We start from the raw sequence: 19,274 nt of genomic DNA, 5'->3' as shown, positions 1-19,274 counted from the left end.
TTATAATATTAAATTAACCCGATTTAAAAGATGCAGTGCCAATCTTCTGCCCTATTTTTTGCATTCTTACTGCTGTTTCCTGTCCCGGCGATCGCCCAAATCATCCCCGATAATAGCTTGGGTGCAGAAAGTTCGCGCACAGTTCCCGACACTATTAATAACTTACCCTCGGACAGAATAGAAGGCGGTGCAACTCGCGGCGTTAACCTCTTTCACAGTTTACGCGAATTTAACATCCGTGAAGGGCGGGGAGCATATTTTGCCAATCCCAGCGGAATCACCAACATATTCACCCGCGTTACGGGTGGCAATCCTTCTAATATTTTAGGTGTCTTGGGAGTCCAAGGAAATGCCAACTTATTTTTACTTAACCCCAAAGGAATTGTCTTTGGCCCCAGTGCGAGCTTAGATTTGCGTGGTTCATTTTTAGCAAGTTCAGCAGATAGCGTAGTTTTCGATAATGGCTATCAATTCAGCAGCAGCAATCCCCAATCAATACCGCTGTTAAATGTCAATATACCTATCGGTTTAAATTTTCGAGAAAATCCCGGAAAAATCATTAACAATTCAGCAGCACCAGCCTTGGCTTTACCACAATTACCTCCGGGAATCCCGCCGATTTTCAATCACATGGGCGCTTCAGTTGCTCCCGGACAAACTCTCGCTCTAGTGGGAGGAGATATTGAATTAAATCAGGGAACACTCACTGCATCTACCGGAGAAATCTTGCTCGGTAGCGTCGCTAGTCCGGGGATGGTGGGATGGGGGGCAACGCCATTTGGATTAAGTTTAAACTATGACAAGATTTCCAACTTTGGTAATATTGAAATAACCAACGGCTCACTGATCAACACCAGTGGAATTGGTGGGGGCAAAGTGGATATTCGAGGTGGAAATGTCAACCTCAAAAATGGGCGAATTTATGCGCTGAGTTTGGGAAATATCGATGGCAGGGGTATCGATATTAACGCCCAAAATTTTCGAGTCCAAGGTGGGGCGCAAATATCCACTCTGACAGCAGGAAGTGGTGCAGCAGGCGCTGTCAACATCCGCGCTACCGACTCAGTAGAAATGAACGGAATTGGATTAGATAACTATAGAGTGTTTGGTGGTAAATATACGGTATCTGGCTCTTTCGACCCTTTTGACCCACAACTTCTGCTGATAACTGGCACTAATAGCATGGGAGCCGCCGGAAACATCACGATCGACACGGGACGATTGCTGATGGACAATGGAAGCGCATTGACTACCACCACGTTAGGCGCTGGCAACGCCGGAAATATAACCATCCGTGCCGGGGTTTTAGATATGCTCGCTTCTGCAATCCACAGCGGCCCACTTTTGGGGAGTACCGGTAGGGGAGGAAATATCACCTTTGAGGGAAAACGTTTAACCGTAAGCGATGGTGCTAGTGTGATCAGCCTCACCCGCGGTGAAGGAGGAGCGGGGAATATCAACATTAAAGCTTCGGAATCAGTAGAGGTGCTGCGGACTCCCACTGGAAGTCCCGTAGCAAGTTTAATTGGCTCAACTGCGAGCGGTGTAAATGGGGAAGCTGGGGACATTAATATCGACACGAAGCGGTTGAGGATTTCTGACGGAGGCGGAATTAGTTTATCTAGCGGAGCAGTTGTGGGCAACCAACCGTTGAATACAACTGGGGGGCCCGGAGGTAATTTAACAGTTAGGGCCACTGAGTCAGTAACAGTCGAGGGTATTTCTGGAGTTTTGGCGAACGGCAGTCGGAATCCCAGTTTCATCTGTGCTGATGCCAATACTGCTAATCGGGGAGGGAGTATCAACATTTCTACACCTGTACTGACTCTCCGGGGTGGGGGAGTTATTAGCACTGCATCTTTAGGCAGCGGAGAAGCGGGAAGCATCACAATAAATGCGGGTCGTGTAGAAGTTATTGGGAATGGGGGTCAAGGTGAATTTAACAGTCAAATTCAGACTTCCGTTGGGATTGCCTCTGAGCTTATAGATCCTAATGCTACGGCTAACGGAGGTTCGTTGAATCTCAATGTCGGGGAATTGATTCTTCGCAATGAAGGAACACTCAATCTGCAAGCTTTGGGATCGGGACGGGCTGGTAACATTAACGTGAAAGCAGATTCAATTTCCCTTGACAACCAAAGCAGCATTGACGGTAGAACGGCATCCGGTCCCGGAGCAAATATTAACCTCGAAGCACGAGATATCCAGTTGCGCCGAGGCAGCAGAATTACAACGGATGCAAGTATTTCTGAGGGTGGTAATATCAACATTAAAAGCGATATTCTGGTCGCCCTCCCCAATGAAAATAGCGATATTACGGCTAATGCGCGATCGGCTGCCGGTGGTCGGGTTAATATTAATGTCCCCAATGTTTTTGGGTTTACCTCCGTCACTCGTGAACAGGTGCGAGCGACTTTGGGATTAACAGATGCTGAATTTGCAGCGTTGCAAGTAAGTCCGACTTCTCTAATTCCTACCAGCGATATTGCGGCTATTTCCCAAAGTAGCGGCCCGGCTTTGCAAGGTAGTGTAACATTTAGTGCTTCTGGGGTGAATCCTGCTCAAGGTTTAGTGGAACTGCCGCAAAATGTGGTCGATTCGGCTGCGTTAATTGCTGCAAATCCCTGCAGGCAAGGGGCCGATAGCGCATTTACCGCTACTGGGAAAGGAGGAGTGCCGCCGAGTCCTAATGATGTTCTCAGCAGCAATTCTAGCCAGTTTAATTGGGTGGAACCAGCGGTAGGTGGAAGTCAGCACATAGAAGGTCAAAGAACTCCCATAGAAATTCCACCAACAGAAATTATTCCCGCTCAAGGTTGGGTAATGGACGATCGAGGACAAGTAACGCTGGTAGCCTATAATTCTGGTGGTGGTGCATCTCTTCGCAGTCCGAAATCGACGGGTGTTTGCGTACCTCAATAGGTAATCTTCAGGTTGTAGCTAATTCCTCGCTATTTTCCTAAAATTAAATTAACCAGACTTAAAAGATGCGCCACCAATATTCCGCCCTATTTTTTGCCTTCTTACTGCTGTGTCCTTTCCCGGCGATCGCTCAAATTATCCCCGATAATAGCTTGGGCGCGGAAAGTTCACGCACCGTTCCCGATACTATCAACAACTTACCCTCAGATAGAATAGAAGGCGGTGCAACTCGCGGAGCCAATTTATTTCACAGTTTACAACAATTTAACGTGGGTGAAGGTAGAGGAGCATATTTTGCCAATCCCAGCGGAATCACCAACATATTCACCCGCGTTACGGGTGGCAATCCTTCTAATATTTTAGGTGTCTTGGGAGTCCAAGGAAATGCCAACTTATTTTTACTTAACCCCAAAGGAATTGTCTTTGGCCCCAATGCGAGGCTAGATTTGCGCGGTTCATTTTTAGCAAGTTCAGCAGATAGCGTAGTTTTCGATAATGGCTATCAATTCAGCAGCCGCAATCCCGAATCAGTACCGCTGTTAAATGTCAATATACCTATCGGTTTAAATTTTCGAGAAAATCCCGGAAAAATAATTAACAATTCAGCAGCGCCCGCCTTGAATTTACCACAATTACCCGCTGGAATCCCGCCGATTTTCAATAAAATGGGCGCTTCAGTTGAGCCGGGAAAAACTATCGCCCTAGTGGGCGGAGATATTGAATTAAATCAGGGAACACTCACTGCATCTACCGGACAAATTTTGCTGGGTAGCGTCGCTAGTCCGGGGATGGTTGGATTTGGGGCAACGCCATTTGGATTAAGTTTAAACTATGACAAGATTTCCAACTTTGGTACTATTGAAATGACCAACGGCTCACTGATCAACACCAGTGGAATCGGTGGTGGCAAAGTTGATATTCGAGGTGGAAATGTCAACCTCAATAATGGGCGAATTTATGCACTGACTTTGGGGAATATCGATGGCAGGGGTATCGATATTAACGCTCAACAGTTTCGGGCCCAAGGTGGGGCGCAAATTTCCACGCTGACAGCAGGAAGTGGCGCGGGAGGCGCTGTCAATATCCGCGCTACCGATTCAGTAGAACTGATCGGGATTGGATTTGAGAGCTTTCAAAACTTTGTCAAAAATTATACAATCTCTGGAGGAATCAACCCTTTTGACCCACAGATTCTGCTGGAAACTAGCACTGCTGGCATGGGAGATGCGGGAAACATCTTAATCGATACCGGACAACTGCTGATCAACAATGGAACCGTATCGGGTAGCGCTACATTAGGTGCTGGCAACGCCGGAAATATGACCCTGCGTGCCAGGGTTTTCGATCTGGTCGGTTCAGGGATCAACACCGGCACACTCGCGGGGAGCAGGGGTACGGGAGGAAATATCAGCTTTGAGGGAGAACGTTTTATCGTGCGCGATGGCAGTGCACTCATCAGCACCACTCGCAGTGAAGCACCCTCCGGGAATATCAACATTAAAGCGAATGAATCAGTAGAAGTGCTGCGAACTCCTCCTCGAAGTCCCGTCGCAACCTTGATTGGTGCAACCGCAATCAGCATTAATGGGAAAGCCGGAGACATTAATATCGACACGAAGCGGTTGAGGATTTCAGACGGAGGCGGAATTAGTTTATCTAGCGGCTCAGTTGTGGGCAACCAACCGTTGAATACAACTGGGGGGCCAGGAGGTAATTTAACAATTAAAGCTACTGAGTCAGTCAGACTAGAGGGTATTTCTGGAGTTTTGGCCAATGGCAGCCGGAATCCTAGTTTCATCTCCGCTGATACCAACTCTGCTGCTCGGGGAGGGAGTATGAACATTTCTACACCTTTAGTAATTCTCCGGGATGGAGGACTTATTTCTACTGCATCTTTAGGCAAAGGAGAAGCGGGCAGCATCACAATAAATGGGGGGCGTGTAGAAATTATTGGTAATGGCGGTCAAGGTGAATTTAACAGTCAAATTCAAACTTCCGTTGGGATTGCCTCTCGCGTTAGAAATCCCAATGCTACGGCTAACGGAGGTTCGTTGAATCTGAATGTCGGGGAATTGATTCTTCGCAATGGGGGAACTCTCAATCTGCAAGCATTGGGTTCAGCACGGGCTGGTAACATTAACGTGAAAGCCGACTCAATTTCCCTTGACAATCAAAGCAGCATTGACGGGAGAACTGAATCTGGCGCTGGAGCAAATATTAACTTCGAAGCACGGGATATCCAGTTGCGCCGAGGCAGCAGAATTACCACTGATGCAAGTATTTCTGAGGGCGGCAACATCAACATTAAAAGCGATATTCTGGTGACTCTCCCCAAGGAAAATAGCGATATTACTGCTAATGCGCGATCGGCTGCCGGTGGTCGGGTTAATATTAATGTCCCCAATGTTTTCGGGTTTACATCAGTCACTCGCGAACAGGTTCGAGCGACTTTGGGATTAACAGATGCTCAATTTGCAGCGTTGCAAGTAAGTCCTACTTCTCTGCTTAATAGCAGCGATATTGCGGCGATTTCCCAAAGTAGCGGCCCGGATTTGCAAGGTACTGTAACATTTAGTGCTTCTGGGGTGAATCCTGCTCAAGGTTTAGTGGAACTGCCGCAAAATGTTGTCGATCCGGCTGCTTTAATTGCGGCAAATCCCTGCACGCAAGGGGCCGGGAGCGCATTTACCGCGACTGGGAAAGGAGGAGTGCCATCGAGTCCTAATGATGTTCTCAGCAGCAATTCTAGCCAGTTTAATTGGGTGGAACCAGCCTTAGCTGGAAGTCAGCAAGTAGAAGGCCTCATAGCATCCAGAGACGTTCGACCAACAGAAATTATTCCCGCTCAAGGTTGGGTAATCGACGATCGAGGGAAAGTAACGCTGGTAGCGTATAATTCAAGTAATGGTGCATCTCTTCGCAGTCCGAAACCGACGGGTGTTTGCGTACCTCAATAGGTAATCTTCAGGTTTTAGCTAACCCGTCGCTATTTTCCTCATCCTAAATTAACAGGAATCAAAAGATGCCCCGCCAATCTTCCGCCCTATTTTTTGCATTCTTACTGCTGTTTCCTTTCCCTGCGATCGCCCAAATCATCCCCGATAATAGCTTGGGTGCAGAAAGTTCACGCACAGTTCCCGACAGGATTAATAATTTACCATCGGACAGAATAGAAGGCGGTGCAACTCGCGGAGTAAATTTATTTCACAGTTTACAACAATTTAACGTGGGTGAAGGCAGAGGAGCCTATTTTGCCAATCCTAATGGGATTGCGAATATTTTTACCCGCGTTACGGGTGGCAACCCTTCTAATATTTTAGGTGTGTTGGGAGTTCAAGGAAATGCCAACTTATTTTTACTCAATCCCAAAGGAATCGTCTTCGGCCCCAATGCGAGGCTAGATTTGCGCGGTTCATTTTTAGCAAGTTCAGCAGATAGCGTAGTTTTCGATAATGGCTATCAATTCAGCAGCAGCAATCCCCAATCACTACCGCTGTTAAATGTCAATATACCTATCGGTTTAAACTTTCGAGAAAATTCCGGAAAAATCATTAACTCTTCAGCAGCACCAGCCTTGAGTTTACCAGAGTTACCTCCAGGGCTCCCGCCGATTTTTAATAACCTTGGCTTAGCAGTGCAGCCCGGACAAACTCTCGCCCTAGTGGGAGGAGATATTGGATTAAATCAGGGAACACTCACTGCATCAACCGGACAAATTTTGCTCGGTAGCGTCGCTAGTCCGGGGATGGTTGGATTGGGGGCAACGCCATTTGGATTAAGTTTAAACTATGACAATATTTCCAACTTTGGTAATATTCAAATAACCAACGGCTCAGCGATCAATACCAGTGGACTCGGTGGTGGTAAAGTCGATATTAGAGGGGGAAATGTCAACCTCAACGGTGGGCGAATTTATGCGCTGACTTTCGGAGATATTGACGGTAGAGGCATCGATATTAATGCCCAAAACTTTCGGGTCGAAGGTGGGGCGCAAATGTTTACGCTGACAGTAGGAAATGGTGCGGGAGGTGCTGTCAACATCCGCGCTACCGATTCAGTAGAACTGATCGGGATTGGAGACGAACTCTATAAAGTGTTTGCTGGTAACTATACGGCAACTGGATCGATCAACCCTTTTGACCCACAAATTCTGCTGCTCTCTGCCACTTCTGGCGCTGGAGCAGTAGGAGACATCACGATTGATACCGGACGGTTATTGATCGACAATGGAACTGTGCTTGGTACCCCCACATTAGGTAGTGGAAATGGGGGAGAAATTATCATGCGTGCCAGGACTGTGGATATAGCCAGTTCAGCAATCAATAGCGGCACAATTACGGGGAGTACAGGCACAGGAGGAAGCATTAGCATTGAGGCAGAACGGTTAAAAGTGCGTGATGGATCGGGTCTGATCAGCATCACTCGCACTGAAGCAGCATCTGGGAATATCAACATTAAAGCGAATGAATCAGTAGAAGTGCTGCGGGCTCCCGAGGGAAATCCTGTCCCAACCTTGATCGGCACAACCGCAGTCGGCACTAATGGGAAAGCAGGGGATATTAATATCGACACTAAGCGGTTGATTATCTCTGAAGGAGGCGGAATTAGTTTATCTAGCGGCTCGGTTGTGGGCAACCAACCCTTGAATACAACTGCGGGGCAAGGAGGTAATCTAACAATTAAAGCTACTGAGTCAGTAACGGTAGAGGGTAGTTCTGAAGTTTTGGCGAATGGGAGTCGGACTGCTAGTTTCATCTCCGCTGATGCCTACTCTGCTAGTCCCGGAGGGAGTATGAACATTTCTACACCCGTACTGACTCTACGGGATGGGGGAATTATTTCTACGGCATCTTTAGGCGCAGGAGATGCGGGCAGCATTACGATTAATGCGGGTCGTGTAGAAGTTATAGGTAATGGGGGTTCAGGTGAATTTAACAGTCAAATTCAGATTTCCGTTGGGATTGCATCTGGTGTAATCAATCCCAATGCTACGGCGAATGCAGGTTCGTTGAATCTGAATGTCAGGCAATTGATTCTTCGTAATGGGGGAACACTCAATCTGCAAGCATTGGGTTCCGCAGGGGCTGGTAACATTAACGTGAAAGCAGATTCAATTTCCCTTGACAACCAAAGCACCATTGACGGTAGAACTGAATCCGGTGCCGGAGCCAATATTAACCTTGAAGCACGGGATGTCCAGTTGCGCCGAGGCAGCAGAATTACAACTGATGCAGGTAGTTCTGGTGGCGGTAACATCAACATTAAAAGCGATATTCTGGTGACTCTCCCCAACGAAAATAGTGATATTACGGCTAATGCGCGATCGGCTGCCGGTGGTCGGGTTAATATTAATGTCCCTAATGTTTTTGGGTTTACCTCCGTCACTCGTGAACAGGTGCGAGCGACTTTGGGATTAACAGATGCTCAATTTGCAGCGTTGCAAGTAAGTCCGACTTCTCTAATTCCTACTAGCGATATTGCGGCGATTTCCCAAAGTAGCGGCCCGGATTTGCAAGGTAGTGTAACATTTAGTGCTTCTGGGGTGAATCCTGCTCAAGGTTTAGTGGAACTGCCGCAAAATGTGGTCGATTCGGCTGCGTTAATTGCTGCAAATCCCTGCAGGCAAGGGGCCGATAGCGCATTTACCGCTACTGGGAAAGGAGGAGTGCCGCCGAGTCCTAATGATGTTCTCAGCAGCAATTCTAGCCAGTTTAATTGGGTGGAACCAGCGGTAGGTGGAAGTCAGCACATAGAAGGTCAAAGACCATCCCTAGAAATTCGACCAACAGAAATTATGCCCGCTCAAGGTTGGGTAATAGATGAGCAAGGAAAAGTAACGCTGGTAGCGTATAATTCAAGTAATGGTGCATCTCTTCGCAGTCCGAAATCGACCGGTGTTTGCGTACCTCAATAGGTAATCTTCAGGTTTTAGCTACCCGCTCGCTATTTTCCTAATACTAAATTAACCAGACTTAAAAGATGCCCCGCCAATCTTCCGCCCTATTTTTTGCATTCTTACTGCTGTTTCCTTTCCCTGCGATCGCCCAAATCATCCCCGATAATAGCTTGGGTGCAGAAAGTTCGCGCACAGTTCCCGACAGGATTAATAATTTACCATCGGACAGAATAGAAGGCGGTGCAACTCGCGGAGTAAATTTATTTCACAGTTTACAACAATTTAACGTGGGTGAAGGCAGAGGAGCCTATTTTGCCAATCCTAACGGAATTGCGAATATTTTTACCCGCGTTACGGGTGGCAATCCTTCTAATATTTTAGGCGTTTTGGGAGTTCAAGGAAATGCCAACTTATTTTTACTCAATCCCAAAGGAATTGTCTTTGGTCCCAACGCTCGGTTAGATTTGCGTGGTTCATTTGTCGGTTCAACTGGTAGCGGAATTCTCTTTGATAATGGGTTTGAATTTAGTGCAGCTAATTCTAATGCAGTGCCATTGTTAGCGATTAATATTCCTGTGGGTTTAAGATTTAGAGAAAATCCCGGCACAATTGTCAACTCTTCCCAAACAAAGGCTCCTACATCCGCCTTACCACCACTACCCATAGAAATTCCTGCTTTTGAAAAACTCGGTTTAGCCGTAGACCCCGGTCAAACTTTAGCATTAATTGGCGGTGACATTCAACTGCAAGGAGGAAATCTAACTGCTTATACCGGACAAATTCTTCTAGGTAGCGTCAACAGTCCAGGTTTAGTGCAATTTGAACCAACAGCTTTAGGTCTGGATTTAAACTATCGCAATATTCAGAACTTCGGCAATATTGAAATGAACGGTGCATTTATAAATACCAGCGGATTAGGAGGTGGGAAAGTCGATATTCGAGGTGGAAATATTAATCTTAATGGTTCAGGAATTTATGGACTGACACTCGGAAATATAAATGGTAGAGGCATTAATATCAATTCCCAAAACTTACGACTAGAGGGGGGATCGCAAATTTTCGCCTCCACACTGGGAGAGGGGAGGGGAAGCGATATCAACATCCGCGCTACTGACTCAGTAGAAATGATCGGGTTGGGAATTGAGGGCTATCAGCAGCTTACAGAAAATTTTCAGACCTCTGGAACAGGCAACCCCTTTATTTCGCAAATTGTTCTGTTTACTAGCGCTATTGGCAGTGGAGCAGCCGGAGATATTAACATTGAAGCCGGACGGCTGTTGATGAGCAATGGGGTAGTGGGCGGTGCCCCCACCTTTGGTGCTGGGGATGGCGGAAATCTGACTATCCGCGCCAACACGGTCGAACTCGTCAGTTCAGCGCTCTATAACGGAACAACGAACGAAAGCACTGGTCAAGGCGGAAACATCACTGTTGAAGCCCAACGGTTAATTCTGCGCGAGGGCGGTGCGTTTGCCAGCTTCAGCCTTAGTGATGGAGCATCGGGGAATATCGCGATTAAAGCGAGTGAATCTGTGGAATTATCGGGTAGTCTTCCTGTAGGTCTAGGGCAAACTCGGCTCGGCACGAATACTTTTGATGGGAATGGAAAAGGTGGGGATATTAGCATCGACACTAAGCGGCTGAGTGTTTCTAATGGAGCCACAATTAGTTTAACGACGGGTGCAATTTTTGGCGAAGTCGTGTTTTCTACAAGTGGGGGGACGGGAGGAAATTTAACTGTGAGAGCCTCCGAGTCTATAGAAGTGAGCGGCGAGTCAAGATTTTTGGAGAATGCGGGCTATGTAGCAAGTTCTTTTGTTACTCAAACTGCAAGTTCTGGTAGAGGTGGAGATATCCGCATCTCAACACCTAAACTAACTGTGCAGAATGGCGGGGTTATTTCTGCGGCTTCTTTGGGTATAGCAGATGCAGGAGATATTACAATTAATGCCGATCGCTTACAAGTGCAAGGTATTGGGAGCAACAGTGGGTTGAGGAGTGGAATTGAGGCCTCGGTTGGTAGGGCGTTTAATGCTGTAAATCCCACTGCTAGCGGCAATGCAGGCTCGTTGAATTTGAATGCTAATCAATTGATTCTTCGGGATAGTGCAGTTGTTAATGTTCAATCTTCAGGAACAGGTAGAGCGGGCAATATTAACGTTGTAGCTAACTCAATTTCCCTGGATAATAAAAGCATAATTGATGGCACGACTGTCTCTGGTACAGGGGCAAATATTAACCTGCAAGCGCAAGATATTCAGTTACGGCGCGGCAGTAGAATCACCACGGATGCAGGTATTTCTGAGGGCGGTAATATCAGAATTAATAGCGATATTTTGGTAGCTTTACCGCGAGAGAATAGTGATATTACAGCTAATGCTCGCACAGCTAGGGGCGGACAAGTTACGGTCAATGTACCAAATATCTTTGGCTTTACAAGCCTTAACCGCGACCAAGCCAGGAGTAGTTTAGGACTGACTGATGATCAATTTGCAGCGTTGCAAGTAAGTCCGACTTCTCTAATTCCTACCAGCGATATTGCGGCGATTTCCCAAAGTAGCGGCCCGGCGTTGCAAGGTACTGTAACATTTAGTTCTTCTGGGGTGAATCCTGCTCAAGGTTTAGTGGAACTGCCACAAAATGTGGTCGATTCGGCTGCTTTAATTGCGGCAAATCCCTGCACGCAAGAGGCCGAGAGCGCATTTACCGTCACTGGTAAAGGAGGAGTGCCACCTAGTCCTAATGATGCTCTCAGCACCGCTCCAGCGCCGTTTCCTTGGGTAGAAGAGGCAGGAAGAAATGCAACGAGCAATGTAGAGGATTTAACCGATGTAACCGATCGAGGGAAGAAGAAGGAAGAAGGGGAAATCCCCGATCGGGAAGTTGTTCCGGCGCAAGGTTGGGTGGTGAATGCGAAAGGAGAAGTTACGCTTGTTGGATATAATCCGGGTAATGCTGCTGACTCTCGCAATCCTCGACCGGGTTCTATTTGTGTGCCGCGTTGAAATTAGGTTCTTTTAACCGCAGATGTAGGCGGATTAACGCGGATTAACGCAGATCAAGAATAAGATGTATTGGGGTTAATTAGTATGTGTGTCTGCCGCTGTAATTTTATTTTCTAAATATGAAGTTTACCCGATCGCTCCGGCAAGTAATTCTGTTATTTGTGATTTCCTGTCTGCTAGCAGTTGCGATTCCTCCCGGAGTTGCTCAGGTTAATCCACCACCAGCGGTGCAGCTTGTCCGACAAGCTCGAACTCTGTACCAAGAGGAACGTTTTTCGGAAGCTGTACCGCTATTGCAGCAAGCGGCGACCCAGTTTGAGGCAAAAGGCGAAAATCTCGATCGCGCCACAGCTTTGAGCAATTTAGCTGCAACCTATGGGCAGTTGGGGCTTTGGGAACAAGCAGAAAAAGCTGTAAATTCGAGTTTGTCGGCTGTGCGAACACAAGCCAACACTCGCGAACAGCAGCGGATTTTGGCTGAAACTCTCAATATTCAAGGACAGTTGCAACTTGAACGGGGGCAGCCTCAAGATGCGATCGAGATTTGGACGCAAGCTGCTAAAATTTTCGAGCAAATTGATAGAAAACCCCAACTTTTTCAGGTTCAAATTAATCAAAGTCGGGCTTGGGAAATTCTCGGACTTTACCCCAGAGCTTGCAAAATGCTGTTAGCTTCTTTTAAGCTGGATAACCAAACTTGCGAAGTTTCGGCAGCGGGTTTGGAAACTTTGAAAAATCAGCCTGTTTCTCTCGAACAAGTCCGGGCAATTCATGCTTTAGGGCGGGTATTGCGGGTTTTGGGACAACTGGAACGATCGCAGGATGTGCTTTCGGCGGGACTCGAAGCAGCCCAAAAATTAGGTTCCCGGCCAGAGGAGGCTGCAATTTATCTCAATCTGGGCAATACGGTACGGGCTAAAAGCAATAAACCGGGTTTGACACCCGAACAGCGGGGTGATTGGGAACGCTTTGCCCTAGAGTATTATGCTCGATCTGTCCAGGCGATCCCGAATCAATCACTCCTACAAATTCAGGCAAAGTTAAACCAATTGAGTTTGTTGCTCGATCGCCAAGATTGGTCTGAAGCAGAAGATTTGTGGCGTTCTCTCGAACCTCAAACCGATCAATTTGGCTCGAACCGCGCCGGACTTTACGCTCAAATTAATCTAGCTCAAAGCTTGATCAAATTAGCTCAGTCGCCTGCAGAAACTTTGAGTTTAAGCGATATTGACAAAATGCTCGATCGCTCTGTCGAACGAGCAAACAGTTTGGGCGATAAACGAATACAAGCTTATATTCTGGCAGCAAAAGGCAAACTATCGGAAATCCAACAGCAGTATCAGAAAGCGGAAAATCTCACAACTGAGGCTTTGACTTTAGCACCGGCGTTTCAATCTCCAGATATTGCTTACCAATTGTTTTGGCAACTGGGACGGATTCGGAAAGCTCAGGGAAATACAGAAGGGGCGATCGCTCAATATACTCAAGCTGTGAATGTACTATCTTCTTTGCGGGGCGATTTGGTGACAGTCAATCCCGAAGTGCAGTTTTCGTTTCGGGAAAGTGCCGAACCGGTTTATCGGGAATTAGTCGGGATGCTTTTGCAAGAGGAATCTCCCAGTCAAGCTAAATTGAAACTAGCGCGCCAAACGGTGGAATCTTTGCAACTGGCGGAATTGGACAACTTTTTTCGGGATGCTTGCGCTGATGCTAAACCAAAGTCGATCGAGGAAATTGATCCGACAGCGGCGGTGATTTATCCGATTATTTTGAGCGATCGTTTGGAGGTAATTTTGTCAATTCCCGGCAAACCCCTGCGCCGCTACGCTACGAAGAAGTCTCAAGCTGACCTGGAAACTGCCTTCAGACAAGCCAAAAATACCATCAGGCCTGCTTCTTTCCCCCGCGACAGGAGGCTACCCGTTGAACAGGTTTATGACTGGTTAATCCGCCCCGCAGAGGCGGATTTGACCGCCAGCGGGATTAAAACCCTGGTATTTGTGCTCGACGGTTACTTGCGGAATCTGCCGATGGCTGTGCTGCACGACGGTGAAAAGTTTTTGGTAGAAAAATACAATATTGCTTTGGCGCCGGGATTGCAATTGCTGGCACCAAAACCGCTGAACAAAGTCAAGTTAAGAGTGCTTACCGCTGCCCTCTCGGAAGCGCGTCAAGGCTTCTCGGCTTTGCCGGGGGTGAAGGAGGAAGTTCAGCAAATTGCAGCCGAGATGCCGGCGAGTTCGCTGCTGAATGAAGATTTTGTCAGCGGGCGGTTGCACGATCGAATTAAATCTTTGTCTTACCCGATCGTCCATTTGGCAACTCACGGTCAGTTTAGCTCGAATGCGGCAGATACTTTTATTGTGACTTGGGATCAGAAAGTGAATGTTAAGGAGTTCGATCGACTGCTGCGAGCCCGCACTGGGGAGAGACAACAGCCGATCGAACTTTTGGTTTTGAGTGCTTGCGAAACTGCTTCTGGCGATAACCGGGCGGCTTTGGGTTTGGCGGGGGCGGCAATTCGATCGGGTGCGCGCAGCACCGCCGCCACCCTTTGGCAAGTCAACGACGAATCTACAGCTATCTTTATGACTGAGTTTTACAAGCAACTGGCTTCTTCTAAAACCAGCAAAGCTGAAGCCCTCCGCAACGCTCAATTAACTCTGTTGCAAAACCCAGAGTATCAGAATCCGTATTTCTGGGCACCTTTCGTGCTTGTGGGCAATTGGCAGTAATTTAAGATGGGGCATCGGGCATCGGGCATGGGGCATCTGACAATTTTAGATTTTAGATTTTAGATTGCTCAGGGCATTGGGCATCGGCGGGCGGTGGACAACCGTCAACCGTCAACTGTCAACTGTCAACAGACAACAGACAACAGACAACTAACTGAAATGCAGTTGGTTTTTTGTTAAAGTTTGTAAACTGTTAAGAGTGCTTTCTGCATCTAATATTTTTTCGAGGAGTCCCATGAAGCAACTTTTGATTGCTGAGCGCTTTTGCTTAATTGCCCACGTCTTGTCAATGGCTTTTGGATTGGCAGGGTTGCTGCTGATTTTACCCCGTCCCGAATTGGTGATGAGTTTGCCACCAGCAGGGCAAACGCTATTCCAGTGGGGGATGGCTGGGGGTGGAGTAGTTTATATCATCTTTGGTGCTGCAGCGGTTGCTCTCTATGCCTTGCGGACGTTGGGTTGGGGTGCAACTCTGGCTTTTTTACTGCCTTCTGTGTTTTTGTCCTTGAGTAGCGAGTTGCTGGGAACGAGTACGGGTTTTCCCTTCGGCCACTACCACTATTTGAGCGGTTTGGGCTACAAAATTGCAGGGCTGGTTCCGTTTACCATTCCCCTCTCGTGGTTTTATCTGGGACTGGTTTCCTATGTAATTGCTCGCGCTGGAGTAGCTGGTGGTAAAGGTGAACTCAACTGGGTGCGCCAAATAGGGGCGATCGCCCTTGGTGCTTTGCTGCTAACAGCTTGGGATTTTGTACTAGATCCGGCGATGAGTCAAACTTCTGTGCCTTTTTGGGAGTTTGAGGAACTTGGCGCTTTCTTTGGGATGCCTTACCGCAATTTGGCTGGCTGGATGGGTACGGGGGCGCTATTTATGTCTGTAGCAGCTTTCTTGTGGAGAAAAACATCGATTAAATTAGAGCGATCGGAATTGGGTTTGCCCTTAATTGTTTATTTGGTAAACTTTGCTTTCGGAGCAATTATCACTGTAGTTTCCTTGGATTCTCGGTTCTGGTTCCCGACATCGCTAGCGGTGCTTCTGGGTGTAGTTCCGGCGATCGCGTTAAGCTGGATCGCTAAACCTGCAGCAGGTGACGTAACCGAAACAATGCCGTCTTTGGATACATCTGTTATCACGGCTGAAATTCCACCTCAGCCCGTGGGCGTTTTGCGTAAGTAAGTTGCTAGCGAGCAACTGCGGCTGATTTAGCAAAAATTTACACTAAATTTTGAGCTAGTTTAAAAACCCGGTTTCTTGTAGAAACCGGGTTTTTCAGTGGCGATTTTTTCATGCCCAATTCCTGTAATATGTTTGAGGCAAAAATTTTATTAAATTTTTAAATTGATATCAGTTACCAAAAAAATCAACTGTAAATAAGCTCCCAACCTATATCCCGTCAGTCATTCCCAATTATTCAATTATTCAATAGTATGGTTTTGCCGATCACCCCTCACCTGTTCTCCCAACCGCTGACAACCATCATCCCTGTCGCACTCCTGCTGCTACAATTGCCCGCCGCAGCCCTTCTGATGTCGCGTTTGATTAAAGGCCCATCGCGTATCCCGCCCCTGGAACCCGATTCGCCGACGCTGGATTTGTTAGGTTCTTGTACGGCGGTAGTACCGACTTTGAACGAAGCCGATCGCATTTCGCCTTGTTTGGAAGGATTAACCAGCCAAAGTTACGAACTCCGAGAAGTAATTGTGGTTGACAGCTATTCGGTAGACGGAACCGGAGATTTAGTCAAAGCAGCCGCCCAAAAAGACCCCCGGTTTCGCTTGATTAACGACGATCCGCTGCCGGCGGGTTGGGTTGGGCGTCCGTGGGCGCTGAATGCGGGTTTTTTGGCAAGTTCCGAGAAGTGCGAGTGGATTTTGGGCATAGATGCGGATACTGTGCCGCATCCGGGCTTGATTGCGAGTTTACTCAAAACGGCGAAAGCTGGAAATTACGATTTGATTTCACTCTCGCCGCAGTTTATCCTCAAATATCCGGGGGAGTTGTGGCTGCAACCTGCTTTGTTAATGACTTTGGTTTATCGGTTCGGGCCGACGGGGACTGGCGGGGATGTGCCGGAACGGGTGATGGCGAACGGTCAGTGTTTCTTGTGTAAGCGCGAGGTTTTGGTGGCATTAGGGGGCTATGAGGTCGCGAGGGGTTCTTTTTGCGATGATGTGACTCTGGCTCGCTATGCGGCTGCTAAGGGCTTTAAGGTGGGCTTTTTGGATGGGGCAAAAGTGTTGAAGGTGCGGATGTATGAGGGGGCGATCGAGACTTGGAATGAATGGGGTCGATCGCTCGATTTGAAAGATGCTGCTTCAAGCGGTCAAATTTGGGGCGATTTGTGGCTGTTGCTTGCGGTTCAAGGTTTGCCGGTGCCGATTATATTGTGCTATTTGCTGTTTGGTTCGCTGCCGTCGGTTGGTGTATTTCCGCACTTTTGGCTGTTGGGATTGAATGTATTTTTGGTTGCAGTGCGATCGGCTTTGTGTTTTGCGATCGCCCCTTCTTACGATACAACTCAGGCATCGGGTAAATGGCTATTTTGGCTGTCACCTCTAGCCGATCCGTTGGCGTTTTTGCGAATTCTCATTTCTGCGTTGAATCAGCCTACTCAGTGGCGCGGCAGAAAGTATGAATAATCGTTAAATTTTTGCTAGACCTTTTAAAATTGGTAGAAGTGCGATCGCCCTTTTGGATCGAATGGGCGATCGTACTTTTCTTGATTTCCTAAATCAACCGGAAATTAGCCGATGTAATCGCATTGGCACTCACTCCAATCATTACACCTAACTCCTCTCCTGTCAAGACATTTTTGATGAGAGTTCCCTGAGTATTTTGAGTGATTGCTAACTGACCAAAACTCAAACCTCCGCTTAATCCAATCAAATCTTGACCGATTGTAAAATCAGCGATAATATCAAATCCTTGACCAGCTTTTAAGACAAAGATATCGTTACCGCTACCACCAATCAAACTATCATTTCCCAAGTCTCCGTAAAGAATATCATCACCTTGACAACCAGTGAGAGTATCGTTATCTTCGCCTCCGTACAGGGTATCATTTCCTTCACATCCTCCCAGAATATCTGCTGCTTCGTTACCGCTGATGAAATCATTACCTACACCGCCGCAGATAGTATCCGAACCTAACTGTCCAAACAGATTGTCATCACCTTGACTTCCAAGCAGGATGTCGTTACCTTTGCCTCCATATAAAAGGTCATTATCCTTGCCACCATCGATGAAATCATCATCTTTGTTGCCATAAATGATGTCAATACCTTCGCGGCCATGTAACAAGTCATTGCCTTTGCCTCCGAAGATTAAATCGTTGCCCAATTCGCCAAGTACGATGTCGTTTCCTCCATCTCCATAGAGGATGTCGTCACCTTTGCCTCCGATGATGAAGTCATTGCCTTGGTTGCCATTAAAGATGTCATTATCGGCACCACCATATAAGTTGTCATTCCCGGATTTGGCATCGAATATATTGCCGTTGTTAGTGCCGAGAAATTCATCGTTTTGGGCAGTGCCTATTTGAATTCCCGATACACCAACTATGGTGTTTTCAACTGCATTGGGTTGGTTTAAGTTGGGATAGGCAATGTCATCGCAGATGCAGTCGTCATTTGGTGCAGGCGTTGGTGTGGGTGCGGGTGCTGGTGTGGGTGCGGGTGCAGGGGCTGGTGTTTCCGCAGGTGCTGGCGCGGGTGCTGGCGCGGGTGCAGGGGCTGGTGTTTCCGCAGGTGCTGGCGCTGGTGTTTCCGCAGGCGCAGGGGCTGGTGCAGGGGCTGGTGCAGGGGTTGGTGTTTCCGCAGGGGCTGGCGCTGGTGCAGGTGCTGGTGCTGGTGTTTCCGCAGGGGCTGGCGCTGGTGCAGGTGCTGGTGCAGGGGCTGGTGTTTCCGCAGGGGCGGGCGCTGGTGCAGGGGCTGGTGCAGGGGCTGGTGCAGGGGCTGGTGCTGGTGCTGGTGCTGGTGCTGGTGCTGGTGCTGGTGCTGGTGTTTCCGCTGGTGCGGGCGCTGGTGCAGGGGCAGGTGCAGGGGCAGGTGCTGGTGTTTCCGCTGGTGCGGGTGTTTCCGCTGGTGCTGGTGTTACCGATGGTGCGGCAATATTCACGCCAAAAGTACCTAAAGTGCTAGCAGCAGCCAAATTGCCAACAGCATCCTTCACCTGCGATGCTTGCAAATTAACTGTGTAAGTACCATTATCAGCATTATCCCAAGTTCCCCCAGGTGGTGTCAACGAATATGTCGCTGTCCGAGGCGTACCATTACTATTAGTATCGACGCTGACAAAGGTAGCAGGAATAGCACCCCCTGACCCATTTACAACAACATCAGAATTATCTAAACTGCTAACATCAACTCCATTGCTATCACTGAAAGTAACTGTCAATGTCTGACTTGTACCGCCCGCTGTAGTAATGTTAGAAATTGCAGCTAAGTTAGCAGTAGGTGGGGTGACATCAACAATAGGTGTGGTGACATTAGCAGTGCGAGTCAGTTGAGTGGCTGCGGTATTATTATTACCCGCAGTATCAGTGGCTGTAGCAGCAAGTACATCAACTGTGACATTACCACTAGCAGCGGGAGTGACATCAAAGCTGTAGGTTTTGGCATCAACTTTAACAAAGTTATTGACAGTCGCATTGGCTACGGTGATATCAGTATTATCAAAGCCGGTGACATCTTCATTAAAGGTGGCTGTGACGCTAA

At 47.8% G+C, this 19,274-nt stretch carries 8 protein-coding genes; 7 read left to right on the top strand and 1 reads right to left on the bottom strand.

Going from position 1 to position 19,274, the window contains the following annotated elements; all coding sequences use genetic code 11:
• The first annotated feature begins 30 nt into the window (after positions 1–30).
• From QUA90_RS23475 to cruG, 7 genes are all read left to right on the top strand, one after another.
• The gene (locus QUA90_RS23475; protein WP_333448044.1) at positions 31–2,922 is read left to right on the top strand and encodes a two-partner secretion domain-containing protein; all 2,892 of its coding nucleotides are present in this window, start codon (positions 31–33) and stop codon (positions 2,920–2,922) included.
• A 65-nt stretch (positions 2,923–2,987) separates the two neighbouring features.
• A complete protein-coding gene (locus tag QUA90_RS23470; protein ID WP_333448042.1) occupies positions 2,988–5,879 on the top strand; it encodes a two-partner secretion domain-containing protein in 2,892 nt (963 codons plus the stop codon).
• 65 nt (positions 5,880–5,944) lie between these two features.
• Complete coding sequence (locus QUA90_RS23465) at positions 5,945–8,836, top strand: two-partner secretion domain-containing protein (RefSeq protein WP_333448040.1); 2,892 nt, start codon at positions 5,945–5,947, stop codon at positions 8,834–8,836.
• Between the two features lie 65 nt (positions 8,837–8,901).
• Positions 8,902–11,823: an S-layer family protein gene (locus QUA90_RS23460; protein WP_333448038.1), complete on the top strand. Its 2,922-nt coding sequence runs from the start codon at positions 8,902–8,904 to the stop codon at positions 11,821–11,823.
• 119 nt (positions 11,824–11,942) lie between these two features.
• Positions 11,943–14,558 carry a CHAT domain-containing protein gene (locus tag QUA90_RS23455; protein WP_333448036.1) on the top strand — a complete coding sequence of 872 codons (2,616 nt, stop codon included), beginning with the start codon at positions 11,943–11,945 and terminating at the stop codon, positions 14,556–14,558.
• Positions 14,559–14,793: 235 nt separating this feature from the next.
• On the top strand, positions 14,794–15,735 hold the full coding sequence (gene cruF, locus QUA90_RS23450) for a gamma-carotene 1'-hydroxylase CruF (protein ID WP_333448034.1): 942 nt from the start codon (positions 14,794–14,796) through the stop codon (positions 15,733–15,735).
• 251 nt (positions 15,736–15,986) lie between these two features.
• Positions 15,987–17,198, top strand: coding sequence for a 2'-O-glycosyltransferase CruG (gene cruG, locus QUA90_RS23445; RefSeq protein ID WP_333448033.1), 1,212 nt, complete (start codon positions 15,987–15,989; stop codon positions 17,196–17,198).
• 88 nt (positions 17,199–17,286) lie between these two features.
• Here the strand turns inward: cruG and QUA90_RS23440 are convergent.
• Positions 17,287–19,274 (bottom strand): Ig-like domain-containing protein (locus QUA90_RS23440; protein ID WP_333448030.1); only part of this gene is annotated, 1,988 nt, incomplete at its 5' end.

This window comes from Microcoleus sp. D3_18_C4 (genome assembly GCF_036702355.1).
Classification (GTDB): Bacteria; Cyanobacteriota; Cyanobacteriia; order Cyanobacteriales; family Microcoleaceae; genus Microcoleus.
Note: the sequence above shows the minus strand (reverse complement) of the source record. Positions and strands in the feature narration are given on the sequence as shown.

Coding starts and splice junctions, on each gene's coding strand:
- cruF (WP_333448034.1), top strand. CDS start 14,794: ATGAAGCAACTTTTGATTGCTGAGCGCTTTTGCTTAATTGCCCACGTC.
- QUA90_RS23465 (WP_333448040.1), top strand. CDS start 5,945: ATGCCCCGCCAATCTTCCGCCCTATTTTTTGCATTCTTACTGCTGTTT.
- QUA90_RS23470 (WP_333448042.1), top strand. CDS start 2,988: ATGCGCCACCAATATTCCGCCCTATTTTTTGCCTTCTTACTGCTGTGT.
- QUA90_RS23475 (WP_333448044.1), top strand. CDS start 31: ATGCAGTGCCAATCTTCTGCCCTATTTTTTGCATTCTTACTGCTGTTT.
- QUA90_RS23460 (WP_333448038.1), top strand. CDS start 8,902: ATGCCCCGCCAATCTTCCGCCCTATTTTTTGCATTCTTACTGCTGTTT.
- cruG (WP_333448033.1), top strand. CDS start 15,987: ATGGTTTTGCCGATCACCCCTCACCTGTTCTCCCAACCGCTGACAACC.
- QUA90_RS23455 (WP_333448036.1), top strand. CDS start 11,943: ATGAAGTTTACCCGATCGCTCCGGCAAGTAATTCTGTTATTTGTGATT.